The 18,807-nt window shown below is 26.5% G+C and carries 21 protein-coding genes; 10 read left to right on the top strand and 11 right to left on the bottom strand.

Features of this window, described 5'->3' with window-relative positions; all coding sequences use genetic code 11:
• Window positions 1-9: 9 nt before the first annotated feature.
• The 7 genes from hisB (at window position 10) to ACH5BK_RS03065 (ending at window position 4,412) form a co-directional block, all read left to right on the top strand.
• Entirely contained in the window at window positions 10-582 is a 573-nt protein-coding gene (gene hisB, locus ACH5BK_RS03095) for an imidazoleglycerol-phosphate dehydratase HisB (RefSeq protein ID WP_404304342.1), read from the top strand.
• Window positions 579-1,076, top strand: a complete 498-nt coding sequence (locus tag ACH5BK_RS03090) for a KdsC family phosphatase (protein ID WP_404304341.1) — start codon at window positions 579-581, stop codon at window positions 1,074-1,076. Before hisB ends, ACH5BK_RS03090 begins: the two co-directional genes overlap by 4 nt.
• Window positions 1,067-1,594, top strand: coding sequence for a hypothetical protein (locus ACH5BK_RS03085; protein WP_404304340.1), 528 nt, complete (start codon window positions 1,067-1,069; stop codon window positions 1,592-1,594). Before ACH5BK_RS03090 ends, ACH5BK_RS03085 begins: the two co-directional genes overlap by 10 nt.
• A 14-nt stretch (window positions 1,595-1,608) precedes the next feature.
• Complete coding sequence (lptA, locus tag ACH5BK_RS03080) at window positions 1,609-2,097, top strand: lipopolysaccharide transport periplasmic protein LptA (RefSeq protein WP_404304339.1); 489 nt, start codon at window positions 1,609-1,611, stop codon at window positions 2,095-2,097.
• Complete coding sequence (gene yihA, locus ACH5BK_RS03075) at window positions 2,097-2,708, top strand: ribosome biogenesis GTP-binding protein YihA/YsxC (protein ID WP_404304338.1); 612 nt, start codon at window positions 2,097-2,099, stop codon at window positions 2,706-2,708. Before lptA ends, yihA begins: the two co-directional genes overlap by 1 nt.
• Window positions 2,689-3,150, top strand: coding sequence for an N-acetyltransferase (locus tag ACH5BK_RS03070; protein WP_404304337.1), 462 nt, complete (start codon window positions 2,689-2,691; stop codon window positions 3,148-3,150). Before yihA ends, ACH5BK_RS03070 begins: the two co-directional genes overlap by 20 nt.
• 101 nt (window positions 3,151-3,251) lie before the next feature.
• Window positions 3,252-4,412, top strand: coding sequence for an NnrS family protein (locus tag ACH5BK_RS03065; RefSeq protein WP_404304336.1), 1,161 nt, complete (start codon window positions 3,252-3,254; stop codon window positions 4,410-4,412).
• A gap of 41 nt (window positions 4,413-4,453) precedes the next feature.
• Here ACH5BK_RS03065 and ACH5BK_RS03060 read toward each other — a convergent pair whose 3' ends face one another.
• The 7 genes from ACH5BK_RS03060 to ACH5BK_RS03030 all read right to left on the bottom strand — a co-directional run bounded on the left by ACH5BK_RS03060 (window position 4,454) and on the right by ACH5BK_RS03030 (window position 11,229).
• On the bottom strand, window positions 4,454-4,732 hold the full coding sequence (locus tag ACH5BK_RS03060) for a hypothetical protein (protein ID WP_404304335.1): 279 nt from the start codon (window positions 4,730-4,732) through the stop codon (window positions 4,454-4,456).
• Between the two features lie 84 nt (window positions 4,733-4,816).
• The gene (locus ACH5BK_RS03055; RefSeq protein WP_404304334.1) at window positions 4,817-5,218 is read right to left on the bottom strand and encodes a carboxymuconolactone decarboxylase family protein; all 402 of its coding nucleotides are present in this window, start codon (window positions 5,216-5,218) and stop codon (window positions 4,817-4,819) included.
• A gap of 55 nt (window positions 5,219-5,273) precedes the next feature.
• A complete protein-coding gene (locus ACH5BK_RS03050) occupies window positions 5,274-5,768 on the bottom strand; it encodes a redoxin domain-containing protein (protein ID WP_404304333.1) in 495 nt (164 codons plus the stop codon).
• 82 nt (window positions 5,769-5,850) lie between these two features.
• Complete coding sequence (locus tag ACH5BK_RS03045) at window positions 5,851-7,509, bottom strand: efflux RND transporter permease subunit (RefSeq protein WP_404304332.1); 1,659 nt, start codon at window positions 7,507-7,509, stop codon at window positions 5,851-5,853.
• A gap of 8 nt (window positions 7,510-7,517) precedes the next feature.
• Entirely contained in the window at window positions 7,518-9,092 is a 1,575-nt protein-coding gene (locus tag ACH5BK_RS03040) for an efflux RND transporter permease subunit (RefSeq protein WP_404304331.1), read from the bottom strand.
• Window positions 9,089-9,856, bottom strand: a complete 768-nt coding sequence (locus ACH5BK_RS03035; RefSeq protein ID WP_404304656.1) for an efflux RND transporter periplasmic adaptor subunit — start codon at window positions 9,854-9,856, stop codon at window positions 9,089-9,091. The genes ACH5BK_RS03040 and ACH5BK_RS03035 overlap by 4 nt, the downstream gene beginning before the upstream one ends.
• Window positions 9,857-9,861: 5 nt before the next feature.
• The gene (locus ACH5BK_RS03030; protein WP_404304330.1) at window positions 9,862-11,229 is read right to left on the bottom strand and encodes a TolC family protein; all 1,368 of its coding nucleotides are present in this window, start codon (window positions 11,227-11,229) and stop codon (window positions 9,862-9,864) included.
• 227 nt (window positions 11,230-11,456) lie between these two features.
• Here ACH5BK_RS03030 and ACH5BK_RS03025 point away from each other — a divergent pair, with 227 nt between their 5' ends.
• Window positions 11,457-12,095: a rhodanese-like domain-containing protein gene (locus ACH5BK_RS03025; RefSeq protein WP_404304329.1), complete on the top strand. Its 639-nt coding sequence runs from the start codon at window positions 11,457-11,459 to the stop codon at window positions 12,093-12,095.
• 24 nt (window positions 12,096-12,119) lie between these two features.
• Here ACH5BK_RS03025 and ACH5BK_RS03020 read toward each other — a convergent pair whose 3' ends face one another.
• Window positions 12,120-12,542 (bottom strand): peptidylprolyl isomerase, encoded by a 423-nt coding sequence (locus ACH5BK_RS03020; RefSeq protein WP_404304328.1) that lies wholly within the window; start codon window positions 12,540-12,542, stop codon window positions 12,120-12,122.
• 331 nt (window positions 12,543-12,873) lie between these two features.
• On the opposite strand from ACH5BK_RS03020, the gene ACH5BK_RS03015 reads away from it, so the two are divergent.
• Window positions 12,874-14,796 (top strand): ATP-binding protein, encoded by a 1,923-nt coding sequence (locus tag ACH5BK_RS03015; protein ID WP_404304327.1) that lies wholly within the window; start codon window positions 12,874-12,876, stop codon window positions 14,794-14,796.
• 5 nt (window positions 14,797-14,801) lie between these two features.
• On the opposite strand, the gene fliP is transcribed toward ACH5BK_RS03015, so the two are convergent.
• Window positions 14,802-15,530: a flagellar type III secretion system pore protein FliP gene (gene fliP, locus ACH5BK_RS03010; protein ID WP_404304326.1), complete on the bottom strand. Its 729-nt coding sequence runs from the start codon at window positions 15,528-15,530 to the stop codon at window positions 14,802-14,804.
• Window positions 15,531-15,690: 160 nt separating this feature from the next.
• On the opposite strand from fliP, the gene ACH5BK_RS03005 reads away from it, so the two are divergent.
• A complete protein-coding gene (locus ACH5BK_RS03005; protein ID WP_404304325.1) occupies window positions 15,691-16,572 on the top strand; it encodes a nucleoside recognition domain-containing protein in 882 nt (293 codons plus the stop codon).
• 9 nt (window positions 16,573-16,581) lie between these two features.
• Here the strand turns inward: ACH5BK_RS03005 and mrdA are convergent, their stop codons facing one another.
• Both mrdA and ACH5BK_RS02995 read right to left on the bottom strand, forming a co-directional pair.
• Entirely contained in the window at window positions 16,582-18,357 is a 1,776-nt protein-coding gene (gene mrdA, locus ACH5BK_RS03000) for a penicillin-binding protein 2 (RefSeq protein WP_404304324.1), read from the bottom strand.
• Window positions 18,354-18,794 (bottom strand): hypothetical protein, encoded by a 441-nt coding sequence (locus tag ACH5BK_RS02995; RefSeq protein WP_404304323.1) that lies wholly within the window; start codon window positions 18,792-18,794, stop codon window positions 18,354-18,356. The genes mrdA and ACH5BK_RS02995 overlap by 4 nt, the downstream gene beginning before the upstream one ends.
• Window positions 18,795-18,807: the final 13 nt, after the last annotated feature.

Here is an 18,807-nt window from a genome sequence, read left to right as displayed (position 1 = left end):
GTTAAGATAATGGTAGAAATTGATAGAAAAACAAGAGAAACAGATATAAAGTGTAAATTAGAAGTTAATGGTGAGGGAAAATCTAATATAAAAACTGATGTAGGTTTTTTTGATCACATGTTAGAAGCTTTTTCAAAACATAGTGGGATAGATTTAGAACTTTCATGTGATGGAGATTTACATGTTGATGCACACCATACAGTTGAAGACTGTGGAATTGTAATAGGACAAGCTTTAAAAAAAGAAATTTTTCCTATTCAAGCTGTTGAGAGATATGGAAATGCAACAGTTGTAATGGATGAAGCCGCTGTTTCTTGTACTTTAGACTTATCAAATAGACCTTATTTAGTATATGAAGTAAATGTTGATGGAAAAGTAGGAGAGTTTGATGTTGAACTTGCAGAAGAGTTTTTTCATGCAGTTTCAAAAAATGCAGGTTTAACAGTACATATTATAGAAGATAGAGGAAGAAATAAACACCATATTTTAGAAGCTGCTTTTAAGGCTTTTGCAGTAGCATTAAGAAGAGCACTTGTAAAAAATGAAAGACTTGGCATTCCAAGTACAAAAGGTGTTTTATGATTGAACTTATAGTATTAGATGTTGATGGTACTTTAACAGATGGAAAAATTACTTATACAAATAATGGTGATGAATTAAAATCTTTTGATGTTGCTGATGGTTTAGCAATTGCTACTTGGACAAAAAAGCTTGGGAAAAAAGCAGCTATTATTACAGGTAGAACATCTCTTCTTGTAGAAAGAAGAGCAAAAGATTTACAAATTACACATTTATATCAAAAAGTTCATAATAAAGATGAAATATTAGAAAATATTTTAAAAGAAGAGAATTTAAATTGGGACCAAGTTGCAGCTATAGGTGATGATTTGAATGATTATAAAATGCTTAAGAAAGTAGGTTTCTCAGCAACTCCTGCAAATGGAACTCATTATTTAAAGGGTTTTGTTGATTTTGTTTGTGAAAATAAAGGTGGAGAGGGTGCTGTAAGAGAAATGCTTGAATATATAATTAAGCATGATGGATTAGAAGAGGAATACCTTGCAGCATGGGTGTAAATATATTTGTAAATGCTTTATTGGTTTTAGCTGTAGGTATATATTTTATTCCAGTTGAGAATAAGAAGACAAAAGAAAATATAAAAGATATTCCTTTAGTAGTGTTTGAAAAACCAAAAATGTTTACTCTTTCACAAGAAACTTTAACTAGAGTTGTAATTGCTAATAAAGCTATAAAATATAAAAATAGAGATGAAATGTTTAATGCAAATATTGTAATCAAAAATGAAAAACCTCAAAGAGGTTTTTTTGTTGAAAAAGTTAAAGCTGATTTAATAATAAGTCATGGAGATATTTTAACATTTAAGGATAATGTTAACTATCAAAAAGACTCTTTTATAAATCTTAATACAAGTAAATTATACTATAACACGAAAGAAAAAATTGCTTATAATGATGTATTATATGATGGAAATTATTATAAAAATACAGTTAAAGGAACTGATTTATATTTAAATTTAATGAATAATTCATTAAAGTCAAAAAATGTACATTTTGAAATAGATATGAAAAATTAAAGAAAAGGTTTATGATGAAATATTTAGCTGGTTTACTAGTTTGTTCAACACTTCTTTTTGCACAAACACAAAAACTTGTTATAGATGCTCAAAAATTTGAAGCTAGTGATTCTAAAGGAATTTCTACATTTACAGGAAATGTTAAAATTCAAATGGGAAAAGATAGGTTAGAAGCAAATAAGGTGGATATATATTTTGTTTCAAAGAAAGGAAGTTCTGTAAGAACTCCTTCAAAATATATTGCCACAGGAAATGTAAAGTTTCAGTTAATAACAGCTCAAAAACATTATGTTGGAAAAGGTAATAAGATTATATATTCTCCTTCAAAGCAAGAATATACAGTACTTGGAAATGGATTTTTACAAGAAAAAAATGATAATAGAAAAATATATGGCGACAAAATTTATGTAAATCAATTATCAGGTGAGGCAAAAGTTAGTGGTAGTGAAGATAAGCCAGTTAGATTTATCATAAATATTGAACAAGGTAAGGAAATTAAATAATGAAAATAGTTGAAGCTTCATTTATGAAGTCAGCACAAAGTATAGGAGATTCTCCAAGTCCTGATATGGCAGAAGTAGCCTTTTTAGGAAGAAGTAATGTTGGAAAGTCATCTTTATTAAATACTTTAACAAATAGAAAAGGTTTAGCAAAATCTTCATCAACACCAGGTAAAACACAGTTAATTAATTACTTTGCTATTAAGTTTAAAACAGAAAATGAAGAGATTCCATATCTTTATGCAAGGTTTGTGGATTTACCTGGTTTTGGATATGCTAGAGTATCAAAAAGTTTAAAAGCTGCATGGAATAAAAACTTAACAGGGTATTTAGAAGAGAGACCAAATTTACAAGTATTTGTTCATTTAATTGATTCAAGGCATCCAAACTTAGAAATTGATAAGAACGTGGATGAGTTTTTAAAAACTCATAAAAGAGGCGATCAAATTATTATCAATGCTTTTACAAAAACTGATAAATTAAAACAAAATGATTTACAAAAATTAAAAAGAGCATATCCTGATGGAATATTTGTATCAAACTTAAAAAAAAGAGGGATGTTAGACCTTCAAAAAGCAATAACGGATCATTTATTTGGAAATCAAATTTTTTAAACCTAATGTAACTCATATAGCTTTAATGCAAGAGTTAGTAAAAGAAGAGGTTGATAATGGAAATATTCTTTTACGTACAGAAGATGAAATGGCTAATACTATTAGATCATATACTGTAGTTGAAGTAGATGGTGTAATGGCTGGATTTACAGCTTTACATATACATTCAGCAAGACTTGCTGAAGTTAGAAGTTTAGTTGTTTCAAAAAATTTTAGAGGCCTTAAGCTGGGACAAAAACTAGTTAGTGCCTGTATCGAAGAAGGTAAGAAGTATAAATTAGAGCAAATTTTATCACTTACTTATGAACAAGGCTTCTTTGAAAGTGTAGGTTTTAGGAAAATAGAAAAAGAAGATATTCCAGAACATAAAATATGGGCAGATTGTATAAGATGTAAACATTTTCCTATTTGTGATGAAATAGCGATGGTTTATGATTTATAAGAGATTAATTTAAGTATTTAGTTGAAAATTTATTAGTATGTTGATACATATCAATGATACTAATTCTCAATTATTATAATATTCCTAAAAAAAGGATTATTATGAAGTTTTCACAAAATAAAAATGCTTTCATACCTAAACAATCTTGGTGGGAAAGATATACTTCTCAATCCCATCAGCTTTTCTTTTCAAGTGCCATAGTATTTTCAATATTTATCATGCTTTTAACTTTTTTGAGTTTAAAGGGTATTATAAGTATTGATTTTTCTCTTATTCATAGCTTTGGTTTAAACTATGCAGTTTTTACAAATGCTTTCTTAGGATTTTTAGTTACAGTTATTCCAAAATATAATGCTCATCCTGAAATAAAAAAAGATGAATATCTTATACCTTGGGCTTTATTTCAAATCTTTGTTTTTATTACAATTTTTGTTAGTGCTATGTTAGGAAAAATTTTAATAGCTTTTGTTATGATGTATTTTTCATATATTTTTTATAAGATAATTAAAAATTCAAAAGCAACAGATAGAAAAGATTCTATTTTAATAAATAGTATTTTCATAATTGGAGCTTTAATTTTACTAATAGAGGCTTTTACTTCTATCTCTTTATCATATTTATCTTTTTATGCTTATTTGTTTGCGATGGTAATAATTGTAGCTTTAAGAATGGTTCCTATGTTTTATTTTAATGTAACAGGAGTAAGACCTTGGGTGAAGCCTAAGTATACAAGAGAAGCTATAGTAGTATTACTTTTTCTTTTAGGAGTTAGTGTTCAATTTAATTTAATTCTATTTTCAATAATTGTAAGTTTTTTTTGTTTAGTTCTTTTTACTTATATAGTATTAAAGTTAAATGTATATAAAAAAACACCGGCAATTATGAGTGTACTTTCTTTTGCTTTTTTATATTTACCAATAGGATTTTTAGTTTTATTCTTTGAGAGTTTATTTGAACTTTCAACTTTAAAACTTTCATTTCATATATTTGCTATAGGTTTTATAACTACACTACTTATAGGATTTGGAAGTAGAGTTACTTTAGGTCATGCTGTACCTGCTCAAACTATATATGCTGATAGATTAACAACAGCACTTTTTGTATTTACTCAAATTGTCTTACTTCTTAGAGTTGTTGCTTCTGTAAGTTTTATGATGGATTATACTATTTTTGTGAATTTACTATATGTAAGCTCTTTTGCTTGGATAGTACTTTTTGTAGTGTGGACTTTTAGATATGGTAAGATTCTTTTAAGATTTTAGAAATAGAAATAAGGATAAGTTTTATACTTATTCCTATATTTCTAACTTTTTATTTTTAGTCTTAAATATACTTTATACTTTAACTTATCAAGCTTGATTGATAACTCTTCAATATCTTTTGCTTCAAGTTTTACTAGCATTTTCTTAAAGTCTCTGATTTTTTCATCAGTAATATCAACTATTAATAAATCTTTACTTGAAAAAGAGTTGCTGTTAACAACATCAATCATCTCTTGAATACTCTCTTTAGTAACCTTTTTATAAAGCCTTCCATTTCTATGGTAAACCTTATCAAAATAACCTTGTTCTTCAAAACTCATGGTTTTACCTTTATACTTTTGATTTTCTTTAATTTGTATATAAATTATAGTAAAAACTATATAATGGTTTTATTATTTAGAAGATTACTTTAAATTATAAATTCTACCAAGCTTCTGACATGAAGTAATAAATGCAATAAAAGAGCATAATTCTGATATTTCTTTATCTGTAAAGTATTGTTTTAATATTTTAAAATGTTCATCACTTATACTTTTATGGTCAATCGCAAAATATTGTGCAAAAGCAATAGTTATATTAGTTTTCTCATCTAAATTTTTATCTATATTTCCAGCTTTTACTTTACAATATTCACACTCATTTTCAAAAGCTAAAGCTCTTCTAATTTGTTCTAACATATTTTTATCAATAGAAGATGAATTAAAAAGTGCATTTTCTAAATTATTCCAATTTTCTAATATATCTTTATTATGACCTATTAACTTTTCAAAGGGTGTACTTCCATTCTTTGATAATTCAATTCTCATTTTAAACCTTTAGATAAAATAATGTATTTTATCATAAAAATCATGTTGACAAGATTTAATCAACCCACCACATTCTTGCACAAAGTCCAAGTGTTGAAGTGTATCCAACTTCGCTAAATTTTAGTGTTCTATTTTCATCATAGATTAGTGTTGTTGGAAAGGCTTTGATATTGAAAGTTCTTGAGTAGAAACCATCTTCATCATTTACTACTTTGAAACTTAGATTATGTTTTTTTAGGTAGTTTTGTATCTCTTGTGTTGAGCCTGATTGAGTTGCTATTGTGACTACTTCATAATCTTTTGAGATTTTTTCTATATTACTTGCTTCTACTTCACAAATAGGACACCATGTAGCCCAAAAGTGAACTAATACAGGTTTATCTTTTGGTATATCATATTTGCTATTGTCAAGTAGTTTGTAACTTGTGTAGATTAAGTCATCTTTGTTTAAATTTTGTGATTTGTAGTAACTTAGTACATTTAAAACTATAGCTAGAATGATTATAAATTTTATTGATTCTTTTAAATATTTTTTTAGTTTGGGATTCATTTATTACCTTGTTTATTTGCTTTCATATCAAAGTTTGAAACTTTGATATGATTTTAGCTTTTCTTTGTAAAAAGATTGTTTATTAGATGATTTTATGTAAGTGGTTTTTGATAATAACAGGTACAAAAAACATAGATACCACATAAGATATAAGTGTCCCACCAATAAGTGCAACTCCAAGACCACCAAACACTGCATCAGTTGCTAAAAGTGAAGAAGCAAACACCATTGTTAAAACTGTAAGGATGATAGGTTTTGACCTAGTTGCAGTTGCTTTTGCTATTGCTTTGTTTATTTCCATCTTTTCTTCTATAACTAACTGTTTTGAAAAGTCTATTATAAGAGTAGAGTTTCTTGAGTTAATACCAATAAGCCCAATAAATCCTATCAAAGATGTAGCTGTTAAATAGAAAGTATCAGTAGTGAAAGCATCCATTATTATATGTGCAAAAATAACTCCTATGATTGATATAAAACTAGCTAAAACTATTCCTCCTGATAGGGCAAAACTTTTATAATACATAACCATTAAAAAGAAGATTAAAACAAGAGCTATTATAAATGCTCCTCCTAAATCTCTGAAAGTATCAAGTGTTACTTTGAGCTCTCCATCAAATACTAAATCAAATCTTTCATTTGTTTTTTTATCTATGAAAGCTAGGTTTAGCATATTTGTTTTGATTACTTCATAGTCACTACTTAAATCTTCAAGCATTTGTGTTCTAGCATCTAAAAGAGGATAGATTTGGCTATCTTTATTTGTTTCTGCTATTACATTTATCATTTGATTTAGATTTTTAGATGTAAGCTCTGGTTCTTTTATCACTTCTTTTATTGTCACAAACTCAGATATACTTATCATAAATCCATTTTGATTCATAACTTTTAAGTTTTGAAGTTTACTATTTAAAGACTCTTTATTTTTAGCATTAAGTAGCCTTGAATTATCAAGTCTTAAAAATATTGGTATTTGATTTTCAGCTTTGTTTTCATTTACAACTGAAATAGGTATACCCTCATAAGCTATATAAAGTATATTTTTTATTTGCTCTAAGCTTACGCCACTTTTTATGATTTTGTTGTTATCAAGTTTTAGTTCATACTTTATAAAATCACTACTAGCCATAATATCAATATCAACTAAAGTTGCTTGTTCTTTTAAGATTTTTGCTATTTTTACAGAAAAATCTCTTCTATTTTCAAAGCTATCTCCCCCATAAATCTCAGCAACAATAGAAGCCAATACAGGAGGGCCAGCTGGTAGTTCTATAAACTTGATATTTGCTTCATATAGTGAACATTTTGCTTTTACTTCTTCTCTTAGACTTGATACAAGGTTGTAGCTTGTGATATCTCTATTATCAGCTTTTTTGATGTTTACCATCATTTCTGCTTGCCATTGTTTATTTTTTAAGGCACTTTGTTTTACAAGTGCTGCAAAGTCTAAAGGTTGTCCTTCGCTTAAAAATACAGAAATATTAGTAATATTTTCATTTTTTTGAAGTTCTTGAGAAATACATCTAGTCACTTCTTTTGTATGATTTACGCTATATCCATCTTTTAGGTTTACATATACAGAAAAAGTATCTGAATCTTTACTTGGAAGCATTTTAGCTTTTGTAATTTCAATAGGAAATGTAGCTACACTTAAAATAAAAAGTATAAGTGTAATAAGATAAACTAAGTTTGATTTACTTTTTGATTCAAGTATTTTATTTATAAAGTTTTCTAATTTTATCATTTAAATTCCTATAAAAATTTTTTAATTAAATATGGAGTAAAAGCATAAGCAATCACTAAAGAAAATATTAAGGCAATAGGCACAAATACAGGAAGAGGGTGCATAAATTGTCCCATCATTCCTCCAACAAAGAACATAGGTAAAAATGTAAGAACAATAGCTATTGTAGCTATGTTTGTTGCATTTCCAATCTCATTTGTTGCATTGATTGAAACTATAGTTATATCGCTATTTGGTTTTTCTTTTCTATGTCTATGTATATTTTCTATTACAATAATAGCTGCATCGACTAGCATACCAAGGCTTACTATTAATGCAAAAAGTGTAATTCTATTGATTGTTTCATCAAGTAAAAAACCTGTAAAAAGTGTAAGTGATAAAATCATAGGAACAGTAAGTGATACAATCATAGCTTCTTTAAACCCAAGTGTAAAAATAAGAAGAATTGCTATAATTACTATAGAAATAAGTAGATTTTGCACTAAAGAATTTACAGCATTATTTGCAGTATAACCATCATCTCTTGTGATTGTATAAGCTATGTTTTTTTTAGCTAAATTTTCTTTGATACTATCCATATATTCAAATATTTTTTTATTAATTATAACTGAGTTAGTACCTTTTAGTTTTGAAATCATCATAGTTACTTGTTGTAGCTCTTCAAACTCTCCATCTTGATTTTTTTGATAAAGTAGGGCTTCTTTTTTGTTTTGAATATCAAAAGTTCTTTCAACTTTTGCAACATCTTTTAGATAAATAGCAACACCATTAACATAAGATACTATAATATTTTCAATATCTTTTTTTGATTCAATTGCTTGTTTTATAGAGAAAAGCACTAAATTTCCAGTTGTAGTATTTCCTTGGATATTTGGTGTTTTATATGATAAACCTTGAACTTGTTGCATGATTTGTCCAAGAGATAGATTATAAGAGCCAAGTTTTTTTGAATCTACCAAGATATTATATTGCTCTTTTTTCTCACCTTTTAAATCAATCAATGCAACATTTTCTATTTTGTTTATCTCTTTTGTGATTTTATTTACTTCTTTAAAAAGTTGTGTTTGGGATATGGCGTCTTTTCCATTTGTTTTTTTTGCATAAAAAGCAATAGTTGCTATTGGTATATCTGTATCAATATCCATAGTTTTGATAATAGGCTGCATAGCACCTTTTGGCATTAAGTCCATATTTCTCATAACTTGGTCGTATAGTTTTAGGTTTGATTCTTCTTTATCTTCCCCAATAAAGTATTGAACTTGTACAATTCCAACTGAGTCTTTTGCAAAAGAGTAAATATGCTCAACTCCTTTTATCTCTCGTATTTTTTTCTCTAAAGGCTCAATGATTACTTTTTGTATTTCACTAGGTTTTGCTCCTGGCATCGCAACTATTACAGCACCTCCACTTACTTTGATTTGTGGATTTTCTTCCCTTGGCATAATAATCAAAGAGATATAACCCAAAGCCAAAATAAAAAATATAGCAACTGCAGTTAAAGGGTGGTTTATAAAACCTAAAGATAATCTTCCTGCTATGTTTAGATTGCTATTTATATGTTTTGAAAAATTTTCTTCATTCATATTTTTTCCTGATTTAAAGGCTTAATTAAAAGTTTTGTATACATACCAGGATAAATAGTGTAATCTTTTTTATCAAAAGCAATTTTTAAAGTAAAAGAGTGGGTCATAGCATTTACACTTGGGATAATTGCAGATATTTTTCCAAGACTTTTAAAGTTTATAGAAGGAATTGAGATATTTACATCTTGTCCAAGTTTTATACTATTTAGATTACTTTCACTAACTTCTGTTTTGATTTTTAAACTACTTAAATCAGATAAAACAAGTGCAGGAATACTAGGTGTTGCCATTTCTCCTGTTTTTATTGATTTTTTTATAATAAGCCCATCATTTGGAGCTTTGATTTTTAAGTAGTCATATTGTGCATTTACTTCTTTTAGTTTTGATTTTGCTATTGAAATCATATTTTTTACATTTAGTAATTCTAACTCTAATTTTTCTACATCGTATTTAGCAACTAAATCTTTTATATATAATCTTTTATATCTTTCATAATTTGTTTTAACATTGTTATATATATTTTGCTGTATCTCTAAGCTTAACTGAGCTTCTTGTTTTTTAGAATCTAAGCTTGAAGAATCAATCTCATAAAGTAAATCACCTTTTTTCACTGATGACCCCTCTGATACATAAACTTTTTTTATAAAGCCCATGCTTCTGCTAGTTATCACTTTTTCATTGTCAGATATAACAGTTCCAGTTAGTTCTATTTCATTTGCTTGTGTATATAAGAATATTGAAATTATTAGTAAGATTTTTTTTATCATTTTTAGTTTCCTTTATTATAGTTAGTATCTGAAAAGTCAATACCTAAAACAGTAGCGATTTTAGCTAGAGCTAAACTTTTTTGATATTTAGCTACTATAAGTTCAGCTTCATTTTTTCGTAGGTTTGCTTCTTGTTCCAATAGGTTTGTCATAGCAATCAATTGGTTTTTGTACATAAGGTTTGATTGATCAAAAACTTCTTGTGCTAACTTTTTTGCTTCATATTTTTCTTTTAATATTTTTTCTTTAGATTTTAAATCAAGTAAAGCTTTTTCAAGTTGTAGCTTTACAGCGTCCTTTAGTTTTTCATAATTAAGAACAGATTTTTGATAGGCTATCTTGCTTTTTTGTTTCTCAATACTTCTTGTGTTATCAAATAAATCATAGTTTAGACCTATCATTGCTGTATAGTAGTCTTTATTTTCATCAAGTGTAAATTTATCATCATTAAAACCATACTCTAAGTGAGAGTAGACAGTTGGGTAGTATGAACTTTTTGTAATATCAATATTTTTTTTCATGGCTTGTTTTTGGATATTTTGCATTTTTAGTTCATCTCTATTTTCTAAAGCTTTTTTATAAAGTCTTTTCTTATTTGAAATATTATAAGAGATGTATTTAAGGTTTTTTACATTTGAAATAGAATCATTTGAAGTTAGAAATCTAAGATATGCTAAGGCTAAAGCAAAATTGCTTTTTGCTTCTATTAGTTTACTGTTTGTATTTAGTTTATAGACTTTTGCTTGTTTAACATCTATTTTTGTAACAAGTCCTTCATCATGAAAAGCACTTGCTGATTTTACTACATAAGAAATAGCTTCTTTTGCTTTTTGGGCTGCTTGTATAAATTCTTTTGCTACTACTGCATTATTATAAGCTTTTAGAACTTCAAAAGCTAACTCTTTTTTATTAAGATTATATTTTACTTCATTTGCTTTTTGTTGTAGTTTTAAAATCTCTTTTTGCTTTTGCAGTTTAAACCCTGTAAATAAAGGTAAATCGTAAGTAATTTTATTTGTGATATTTGTTCTAGCTTTGGGGTAGTTTAAATTTGTAGGTTCTATATTTACTTTTGATGGGTTATTATATTGTAATGCCCCAAAGTCATTAAAACTAGCTTCCCTTGAAGATAGTTTTGAATTAAAAACATATCCTGCATGATTTGTTCTACTTGTTTCATTTATAAAAGAAAGTTTTCCAAAGTTTACTGCATCTATTTTTTGACTATTTAATTTTGATAGTTCTATATCAAGTTTTGTATTTTGTAAATCTTTATTATTATTTAATGTTAAATCTAACACTTCTTGAAAATCTACACTTTTTGAAAAGCTTAAAGATCCAATTAATAAACATAAATAAAGTTTATTCATATAGTTCTCCATATATTGTTTTAAAGTAGATTGTACTTAATTTATTTAAAATATTTTGTTAAAATTTAAAAGAAATATTATAAATAAAAGTTATATATATGAAGCTTATATTATAAATAAAAAAATATTATAAATCATGAAAAAATATTTGTTGTACTTATACTTTTAATATAAATTTAATATAAGTAAAGTTAATATTAAATTCAAAAAAATTATAAGGAAAAATTATGAAAATTAAATTATTGATTGTTTTAACTATTTTACTATCATCATTAAGTTTAAGTGCAATGGATATACAAAAAGCACAAACTCCAAAAAAGAAAAAAGCACAAACAACTTTAGGTTTATATGTTACTGCTAAAAATGCAGGTGAGTATATAGCTAAAAATAAAAATGCTACTTTAATTGATGTAAGAAGTCCTTCTGAGATTATGTTTATAGGAAGTGCCTCAAGAACTGATATTTATGTTCCTTTTATGACTTTAGATACTACAGCTTATGGTAAAAAGCATAATAATTATGCTATGAAGAAAAATAAATATGCTTTAAAAGAGATTATTTATGAACTTGATAAAAAAGATGTAAAAAAAGATGAACCTATTTTTATTACATGTAGATCAGGGTCTTCAAGAGCTGCACCTGTTGTAAATCAGTTAGCTTCAAAAGGTTATACTAATGTGTGGACTATTATTGATGGTTTTGAAGGTGGAAAAGTAAAACAAGGTAAATACAAAGGTGAAAGAGTTAAAGATGGTTGGTTACATAGTGGATTAGCTTGGACTTGGAAAGTGCCAGTTGAAAAATTATGGTTTGAATGTAAGTATAAAGATTTATTCTCAAAAGAAGATGCTTTAAACTGTAAGTAAAAGCAGGGAAACCTGCTTTTATTTTTATAGTAGTGAGTCTATTTTTACACTATATTCCATATCTTTACCTGCAAGAGGGTGGTTATAATCTATAGTAACTTCTGTATCTGTAATTTTTTCTATTAAAACTTGAATAGGCTGTCCTTCTTCATCTTCCCCTTGTAGCTGCATACCAACTTTTAAATCAGGAATTCCAGCCACTTCCTCTATAGGTAAAGTTTGTTTTGCATCAGGGTTATACTCTCCATAAGCTTCTGCTGCTGGAACTACAAAACTAGCACTCTCACCAGCTTGCATATCTTTTATTCTAGCTTCTAATCCTGGTATTACTTGTCCTACTCCAAAAGTAAATTCAAAAGCTTTATTTGAAGTTGTACCATCTACAACTTTCCCATTAATCTTTACTTCAAAAAATATTTTAACATTTTGATTAACTTCAATTGCCATATATTATAGTCCTTAATTTGTGTAATAATTTATAAAATTTGTGAATTATACTAGATTTAGACTAAATAATTAGATTTTAATCTAATATTAAGAAATGAATAGTTATAAATAGCTTATTAATTTTCCTAAGAGGTTTTTATGGAATATATTTTATTATTACTAATACTAGTTTTTGGTTATATATTTGTACATGAAAAAGTAGAAGAAAGAAAAAAGATACCTTTTTGTGATACATACAGTAAACTAAAATAGTATTTTTTTATTATTTGATACTTTAAATATGATATACTAATTGGATGAAATAATGCTTTAGGCATTAAAAGGTCCAGTTATGAATGATAATATTGATTTAAACTTAGACAAGAAAGCAAATAAATATAATAAGTATTTATATTCTGTTTTTTTGATTATACTTATTTTAGTTTTTACTTCTACATATATTGATTTACAATCAAAAAAATCAAATATTGAAAATCATCTAAAAGCTACTGAAGAAAACATCATTCAGGAGTACAAACAAAGACTTAAAGAGTCAATTCATACTACTATATACTTCATTGATAAAATACATAGATTTTATATAAAAAAACAAAAACAAACTGGAAAGAATTTTGAGTTTTTAACAAAATCAAACTATAAACTTTTTGAAAATGAAGTGCGAGAATACTTATATAATAGTATTTTTGAAAAACAAAGGTATACTTGGATTAATAAAATTGAAAACATTAATGATAAAGAAAAATATGCAAAAAGATTAATTCATCCAAATCTAAAAAATACTGAGGGTATTTATTTATCATTGAGTACAAAAGATATAAAAGGTAATCTTCCTTATAAAGAAGAGCTTGAAGGTATACTAAAAAACAATGAAGTTTTTTACTCATACTATTTTAAAGAGTTTACATCTCAAAAAATCACAAAAAAAATCTCATATGCTAAGTTATATAAAAAATATAATTGGATTATTGCCACAGGAATACCTCTGAATATTTTAGATGACAAAATAAACAATTTAAACAGTGAACTAATAAAGGAATATGATAACTATCTTATTAAAACAATTTCTATAAAAGTCTTTATTTTACTAGTCATTTTATTTGTTGTGTATTATTTAAAAAACAATACAAGAAAGTATCTTTTTAAAAGTCTTGAAAAGTCATATAATAATCTAAAAGAAACAACCTTAAAACTATCAGAAGCTACAAAATCAGCACAAATTGGTATTTGGAAATGGGATATAACTAAAGATATTTTAGATTGGGATGAAGAGATGTATAAACTTTATGAAGTTGAAAAAAAAGATGGTAAATCGGATTATCAGCTATGGGCAAGCGCTTTATATGAAGATGATATGCAAGAAGCTCAAAGTAAACTTCAAGAGTCTATTAATAAAAGAATTAAATTTGAAGCAACTTTTAGAATAAAAACAAAAAAAGGCTTAAAATATATAAAAGCATCTGGAAAAGTAGTTTATGATGAAAATGATAAACCTTTATTTATGATAGGTGCAAATTATGATATTACAAATTTAAAAGAGTTTGAAAAACAACAGTTACAGCTTTTAGAGCAAGCAAAGATGGCATCTTTAGGTGAAATGATAGGAAATATCGCTCATCAATGGAGACAGCCCTTAAGTTTAATCAGAACTGCTTGTACAGGTATTAAGTTTCAAAATGAGATAGGAGTTTTAACTGATAAATTACTTCTTGAAGAGTTAGAAAGTATTGATAAAAGTACGATGTATTTAAGTGAAACAATTGATACTTTTAGAAACTTTATTAAAGAAGAAAAAGAGTACAAAAGTGTAATTCTTCAAGACAGGATAAAAGAGACTATCAATCTTTTAAATGCAACTTTAAAGAATAATTATATAAATTTAAAAACAAATATTGAGCAGATAGAACCAATAGAAATAAAAATCATAGCAGATGAACTCTCTCAGGTGATTATAAATATCATAAATAATGCAAAAGATGTCTTCAAAGAAAGAGAAGTTCAAGACCCAAAAATTATATTAAATCTTTACAAAGAAGATAACAGAGTTATTTTAACTATTGAAGATAATGCAGGTGGAGTTCCATCTAAAGTTATAAATCATATTTTTGAACCGTATTTTACAACCAAACATCAATCTCAAGGAACAGGTTTGGGGTTATATATGAGTCATAAAATAGTTACTGAAAGTTTAAAAGGAAAACTATTTGTTGAGAATACAAAAGATGGAGCAAAATTCTTTATTGAATTGCCTTTATAAAATCGTCACTTAAAGGACTGGGCGAGGTTTCCAATAATCAATTGCCAACCATCAATTACAATAAAAAAGATAATCTTAATAGGCAAGGAGATCATAACAGGTGGTAACATCATCATACCAAGACTCATTAAAATAGAAGCAACAATAATATCAATTACCAAAAATGGTAAGAAAATTAAAAAGCCTATTTCAAAGGCTGTTCGAAGCTCACTTACAATAAATGCAGGCATTAAAAGTGTTAAAGGTACATCATCAATATTTTTAGGATTTGGTTCTTTTTTGATTCTATAAAAAAGTGCAAGATCAGATTCTCTTGTGTTTTTTATCATAAACTCTTTAAAAGGTTGAACCCCTTTTTCAAAGGCTTCTTCATATCCTATAGTTTCTTCCATATATGGTTTTATACCATCTTCCCAAGATTTTTTTGCATAAGGTTCCATAATAAAAATTGTCATTATTAAACCTAAAGAAATTACAATTTGAGTAGGTGGAGTTTGTTGTAAACCCATAGCTTGTCTAAGAAGTGAGAATACTATAATAATCCTAGTAAATGAAGTAACCATCAATAAAAGTGATGGTGCTAAAACAAGTAAAGCTAGAATTAGTGCAATATTTATTGTTTTTACAAATTGTGCTGGTTCTTCAAGTGCTGCTACAGATAAATTTACAATTGGTAAATCATCTGCTCCTAAAAGTGTAATGCTTAAAATTAATAAACTTAAGAGTATCTTCAAGTATTTAGTCCTATGGAAAATTAGAAATTATAATAGCTAAAGAATCATTAAAAACTTAATAAAATAAAAATAGCATTTAAGTTATGATAATTTGTCTTTAAAATTATAAGTTAGTTATAAATAATTTTATGTTATTTTGTTTTAATTTAAGGATATAAACTTGAATTATAAACAAACTTTATTATCAGCACTAAAGAGTGCATGGATAATTATTAAATTAATTATTCCTATTTATATACTTGCAGAAGTTTTATATTATTATAATATTTTATCTTATATCTCTTTTTTAGTAGAACCTTTAACTTCTTTATTAGATTTACCAAAAGAGGCTGCTTTAAGTATTATAAGTGGTATGTTTCTAAATTTATATGCAGCAATTGCTTTTGCAGCTCCTTTAGATTTAACAGCTAGAGAGTGGACTATTTTAGCAGTCTTTTTAGGAATATGTCATGCTTTAATAGTCGAAACGGCAGTGATGAAGAAATTAGGTATTTCTAATATTTATTCTATTTCTTTAAGAGTAATAAGTGGATTTATAGTAGCTTATTTAGTAACTCTTTTACCTAAAGACACTTTTTCAAATATTGTTTCAAATGCTAGTGTAGATGCAAGAGTCTATGATAGTTTATGGGATGTTTTATCCACATCTTTTATAAATTCTATTGATTTAACAGTTAAGATAATAATACTTATTTCTATAATAATATTTATAATGGATTTTATTAAAACAAGAAAATTTATTGTTGAGTCTCAAAAAAATGTTTCTAAAGGATTCTCTTTACTTGTTGGTGTTTTTTTAGGTATTACTTATGGAGCAGGGCTTCTAATAAAAGAAGCTCAAAACTCTTCTTTAAGTAAAAGAGATATTTTTTATGTTGGTACTTTTTTGATGATATGTCATGCAATTATTGAAGATACTTTACTTTTTGTGATTTTTAATGCGAACTTAACAGTTATTGTAATAGCAAGAGTAGTTTTTGCTATAATTTTTGCGTATGTTTTATTAAAATTATACGATTTAAAAGTAGAAAAGAGTTCTTAAAACTCTTTCTTACTTTTCTTTGATATATCCTAATTCAACTAGTTTATCAAAGATTTTACTTACCATTTTCCCTGCTACACTACCACCATGTCCACCATGTTCTACAAGTATAGTTACAACATATTTGGGATTTTTATAAGGTCCATAAGTTGTAAGCCAAGCATGAGATCTTTGGTAATATTTTAAATCACTCTCTTTCATTCTTACTTTTTCTGATTGAGGAATAGAAACCACTTGTGCTGTTCCTGTTTTTCCTGCTATTTTAACTTTAGAGTTAATATGTCTTGAAGCTGTACCTTTTTTATGATACATAACTTCATACATTCCTTTTCTCATAAGATTCAAATGCTTTTCAGGGAAATTTAAACTAATAGGTTCTTTATAATTCTTTTTATAAAAATGAGGAGTTGGAAGTTTTCCATTTGCAATATATGCTGTGTATCTTGCCATTTGCATTGGTGTTACTAGCATATTTCCTTGTCCTATTGATGTAATAACAGTCTCACCTACATACCAAGGTTTATTATATTTTTTTTGTTTCCAGTCTTTATTTGGATTTATTCCATAAAACTCATTTACTTGATCTACTCCTGTTTGTTGACCAAACCCAAACTTATCAAGAGTTTTTGAGATTTTGTTTATTCCTACTCTTAAACTTCCTTTATAAAAAAAATCATCACAACTTTCTCTAATTGCTTTATTAAAACCAACCTTACCATGTCCATGCCTTTTCCAACATCTAAAGTTTCTATTTCCTATTTTTATAAAACCAGAATCATTTACTGTATAACTCTCTTTTATTCCATTTTCTAAAAAAGATAGGGCAACTCCCATTTTTATGATAGAACCAGGAGGATAAAGTCCATTTATAAGTTTATTTGTAAAAGGATGATTAAAATCATTTCTCATTTCATTCCATTCTTTTACTGAAATACCTCTTGCGAAAATATTATTGTCAAATTCAGGGAAAGAAGCTGCTGCTAATAGTTCTCCATTTGTGGAGTCCATTACTATTACCGCACCACCTTTGTAATTAAATATTTCTTGAATATATTTTTGAAGTTCAATATCTAGTGAAATTTTAATATTATTATTTGATGAAGGCTCTTTTTGTTCAAGTACTTCAATCTCTTCATTTAAGGCATTTACTTTTATATCTTTATATCCCATTTTACCTTGTAGTATATCGTTATAGTATTTTTCTAAACCATTTTTTCCAATAATCCCACTAAATGCAGATAAGTCATTTTTTACTATATCTAGTCTTGAAGCTTTTCCAACATATCCTATTATATGAGAAGCTACATTTTTATAAGGATAATACCTTTTTACAGCAGATTCAACTTTGATATTTTCTTTTGAGGCAAAAAGTGTATATTTAGGAAAAAAATCTTCATAAGCGATATAATCAACTACTTTTACATAATCATGATTATATGCAGAATCTTTTCTTTTATAGTTTTTTAGTAGTTTCTCTTTTTTGTATTTTGGGAAATGTTTTTCAATAAATTCAATAGCACTATTTAATTTTTCTTTATTTTTATAAGATCTTAAATGTGGTTTTATTAAGATAGAAAATCCCATCTGATTTATTGCTAGTTTTTTACCATTTCTATCTTCAATAACACCTCTTACAGGTACTTTATTTATTCTATTAATATAATTTCTTTTTGATAATTCTTCATAGTAAGTATTTGATTTAATACTTAGAAAATAAACTCTTACAAGTAAAGTAGTCATAATAGCAAAGATAATTATAAATATGATATTTAATCGTATATTCATATAAAAGCTCCAATAAATAGTAAATCAATAAATATATTAGCAATTATCGCTTTTATGATAGTTTCATTTATATTTGTAGATAAAGACCAAATCAAAAGAACACCTAAATAAAATAAAATTACATAAATATAGGTATTTATAGAACTAAAGGATAAGTTTCTTCTGATATGTGGTGTTACAAAAATATATAAAAAAAGTGATAGTAATGTAAGAGATAGAGGTTTAAGTCCTGAATTTATTTCGATAAATAAAAATGCAATAATTATAAAAAATAAAGAGTACATTCGTCTATTTTTTAAACTAACAAAAAAAGCTGTAAATAAAACACCACTAAGCATAATAATCAAAAAATAAATAGAAGAAATTAGGTTTAAAATAACAGCAATAACTATTAATGTAAATAAAAAAATAGGACTATCTAAGTTATTATATTTCATGGGATTTATATTA

This window comes from Arcobacter sp. YIC-80 (assembly GCF_044841725.1).
GTDB lineage: Bacteria > Campylobacterota > Campylobacteria > Campylobacterales > Arcobacteraceae > Arcobacter_B.
Note: the sequence above shows the minus strand (reverse complement) of the source record. Positions and strands in the feature narration are given on the sequence as shown.

Coding starts and splice junctions, on each gene's coding strand:
- hisB (WP_404304342.1), top strand. CDS start 10: ATGGTAGAAATTGATAGAAAAACAAGAGAAACAGATATAAAGTGTAAA.
- ACH5BK_RS03090 (WP_404304341.1), top strand. CDS start 579: ATGATTGAACTTATAGTATTAGATGTTGATGGTACTTTAACAGATGGA.
- ACH5BK_RS03085 (WP_404304340.1), top strand. CDS start 1,067: ATGGGTGTAAATATATTTGTAAATGCTTTATTGGTTTTAGCTGTAGGT.
- lptA (WP_404304339.1), top strand. CDS start 1,609: ATGAAATATTTAGCTGGTTTACTAGTTTGTTCAACACTTCTTTTTGCA.
- yihA (WP_404304338.1), top strand. CDS start 2,097: ATGAAAATAGTTGAAGCTTCATTTATGAAGTCAGCACAAAGTATAGGA.
- ACH5BK_RS03065 (WP_404304336.1), top strand. CDS start 3,252: ATGAAGTTTTCACAAAATAAAAATGCTTTCATACCTAAACAATCTTGG.
- ACH5BK_RS03060 (WP_404304335.1), bottom strand. CDS start 4,732: ATGAGTTTTGAAGAACAAGGTTATTTTGATAAGGTTTACCATAGAAAT.
- ACH5BK_RS03055 (WP_404304334.1), bottom strand. CDS start 5,218: ATGAGAATTGAATTATCAAAGAATGGAAGTACACCCTTTGAAAAGTTA.
- ACH5BK_RS03050 (WP_404304333.1), bottom strand. CDS start 5,768: ATGAATCCCAAACTAAAAAAATATTTAAAAGAATCAATAAAATTTATA.
- ACH5BK_RS03045 (WP_404304332.1), bottom strand. CDS start 7,509: ATGATAAAATTAGAAAACTTTATAAATAAAATACTTGAATCAAAAAGT.
- ACH5BK_RS03040 (WP_404304331.1), bottom strand. CDS start 9,092: ATGAATGAAGAAAATTTTTCAAAACATATAAATAGCAATCTAAACATA.
- ACH5BK_RS03030 (WP_404304330.1), bottom strand. CDS start 11,229: ATGAATAAACTTTATTTATGTTTATTAATTGGATCTTTAAGCTTTTCA.
- ACH5BK_RS03025 (WP_404304329.1), top strand. CDS start 11,457: ATGAAAATTAAATTATTGATTGTTTTAACTATTTTACTATCATCATTA.
- ACH5BK_RS03020 (WP_404304328.1), bottom strand. CDS start 12,542: ATGGCAATTGAAGTTAATCAAAATGTTAAAATATTTTTTGAAGTAAAG.
- ACH5BK_RS03015 (WP_404304327.1), top strand. CDS start 12,874: ATGAATGATAATATTGATTTAAACTTAGACAAGAAAGCAAATAAATAT.
- mrdA (WP_404304324.1), bottom strand. CDS start 18,357: ATGAATATACGATTAAATATCATATTTATAATTATCTTTGCTATTATG.
- ACH5BK_RS02995 (WP_404304323.1), bottom strand. CDS start 18,794: ATGAAATATAATAACTTAGATAGTCCTATTTTTTTATTTACATTAATA.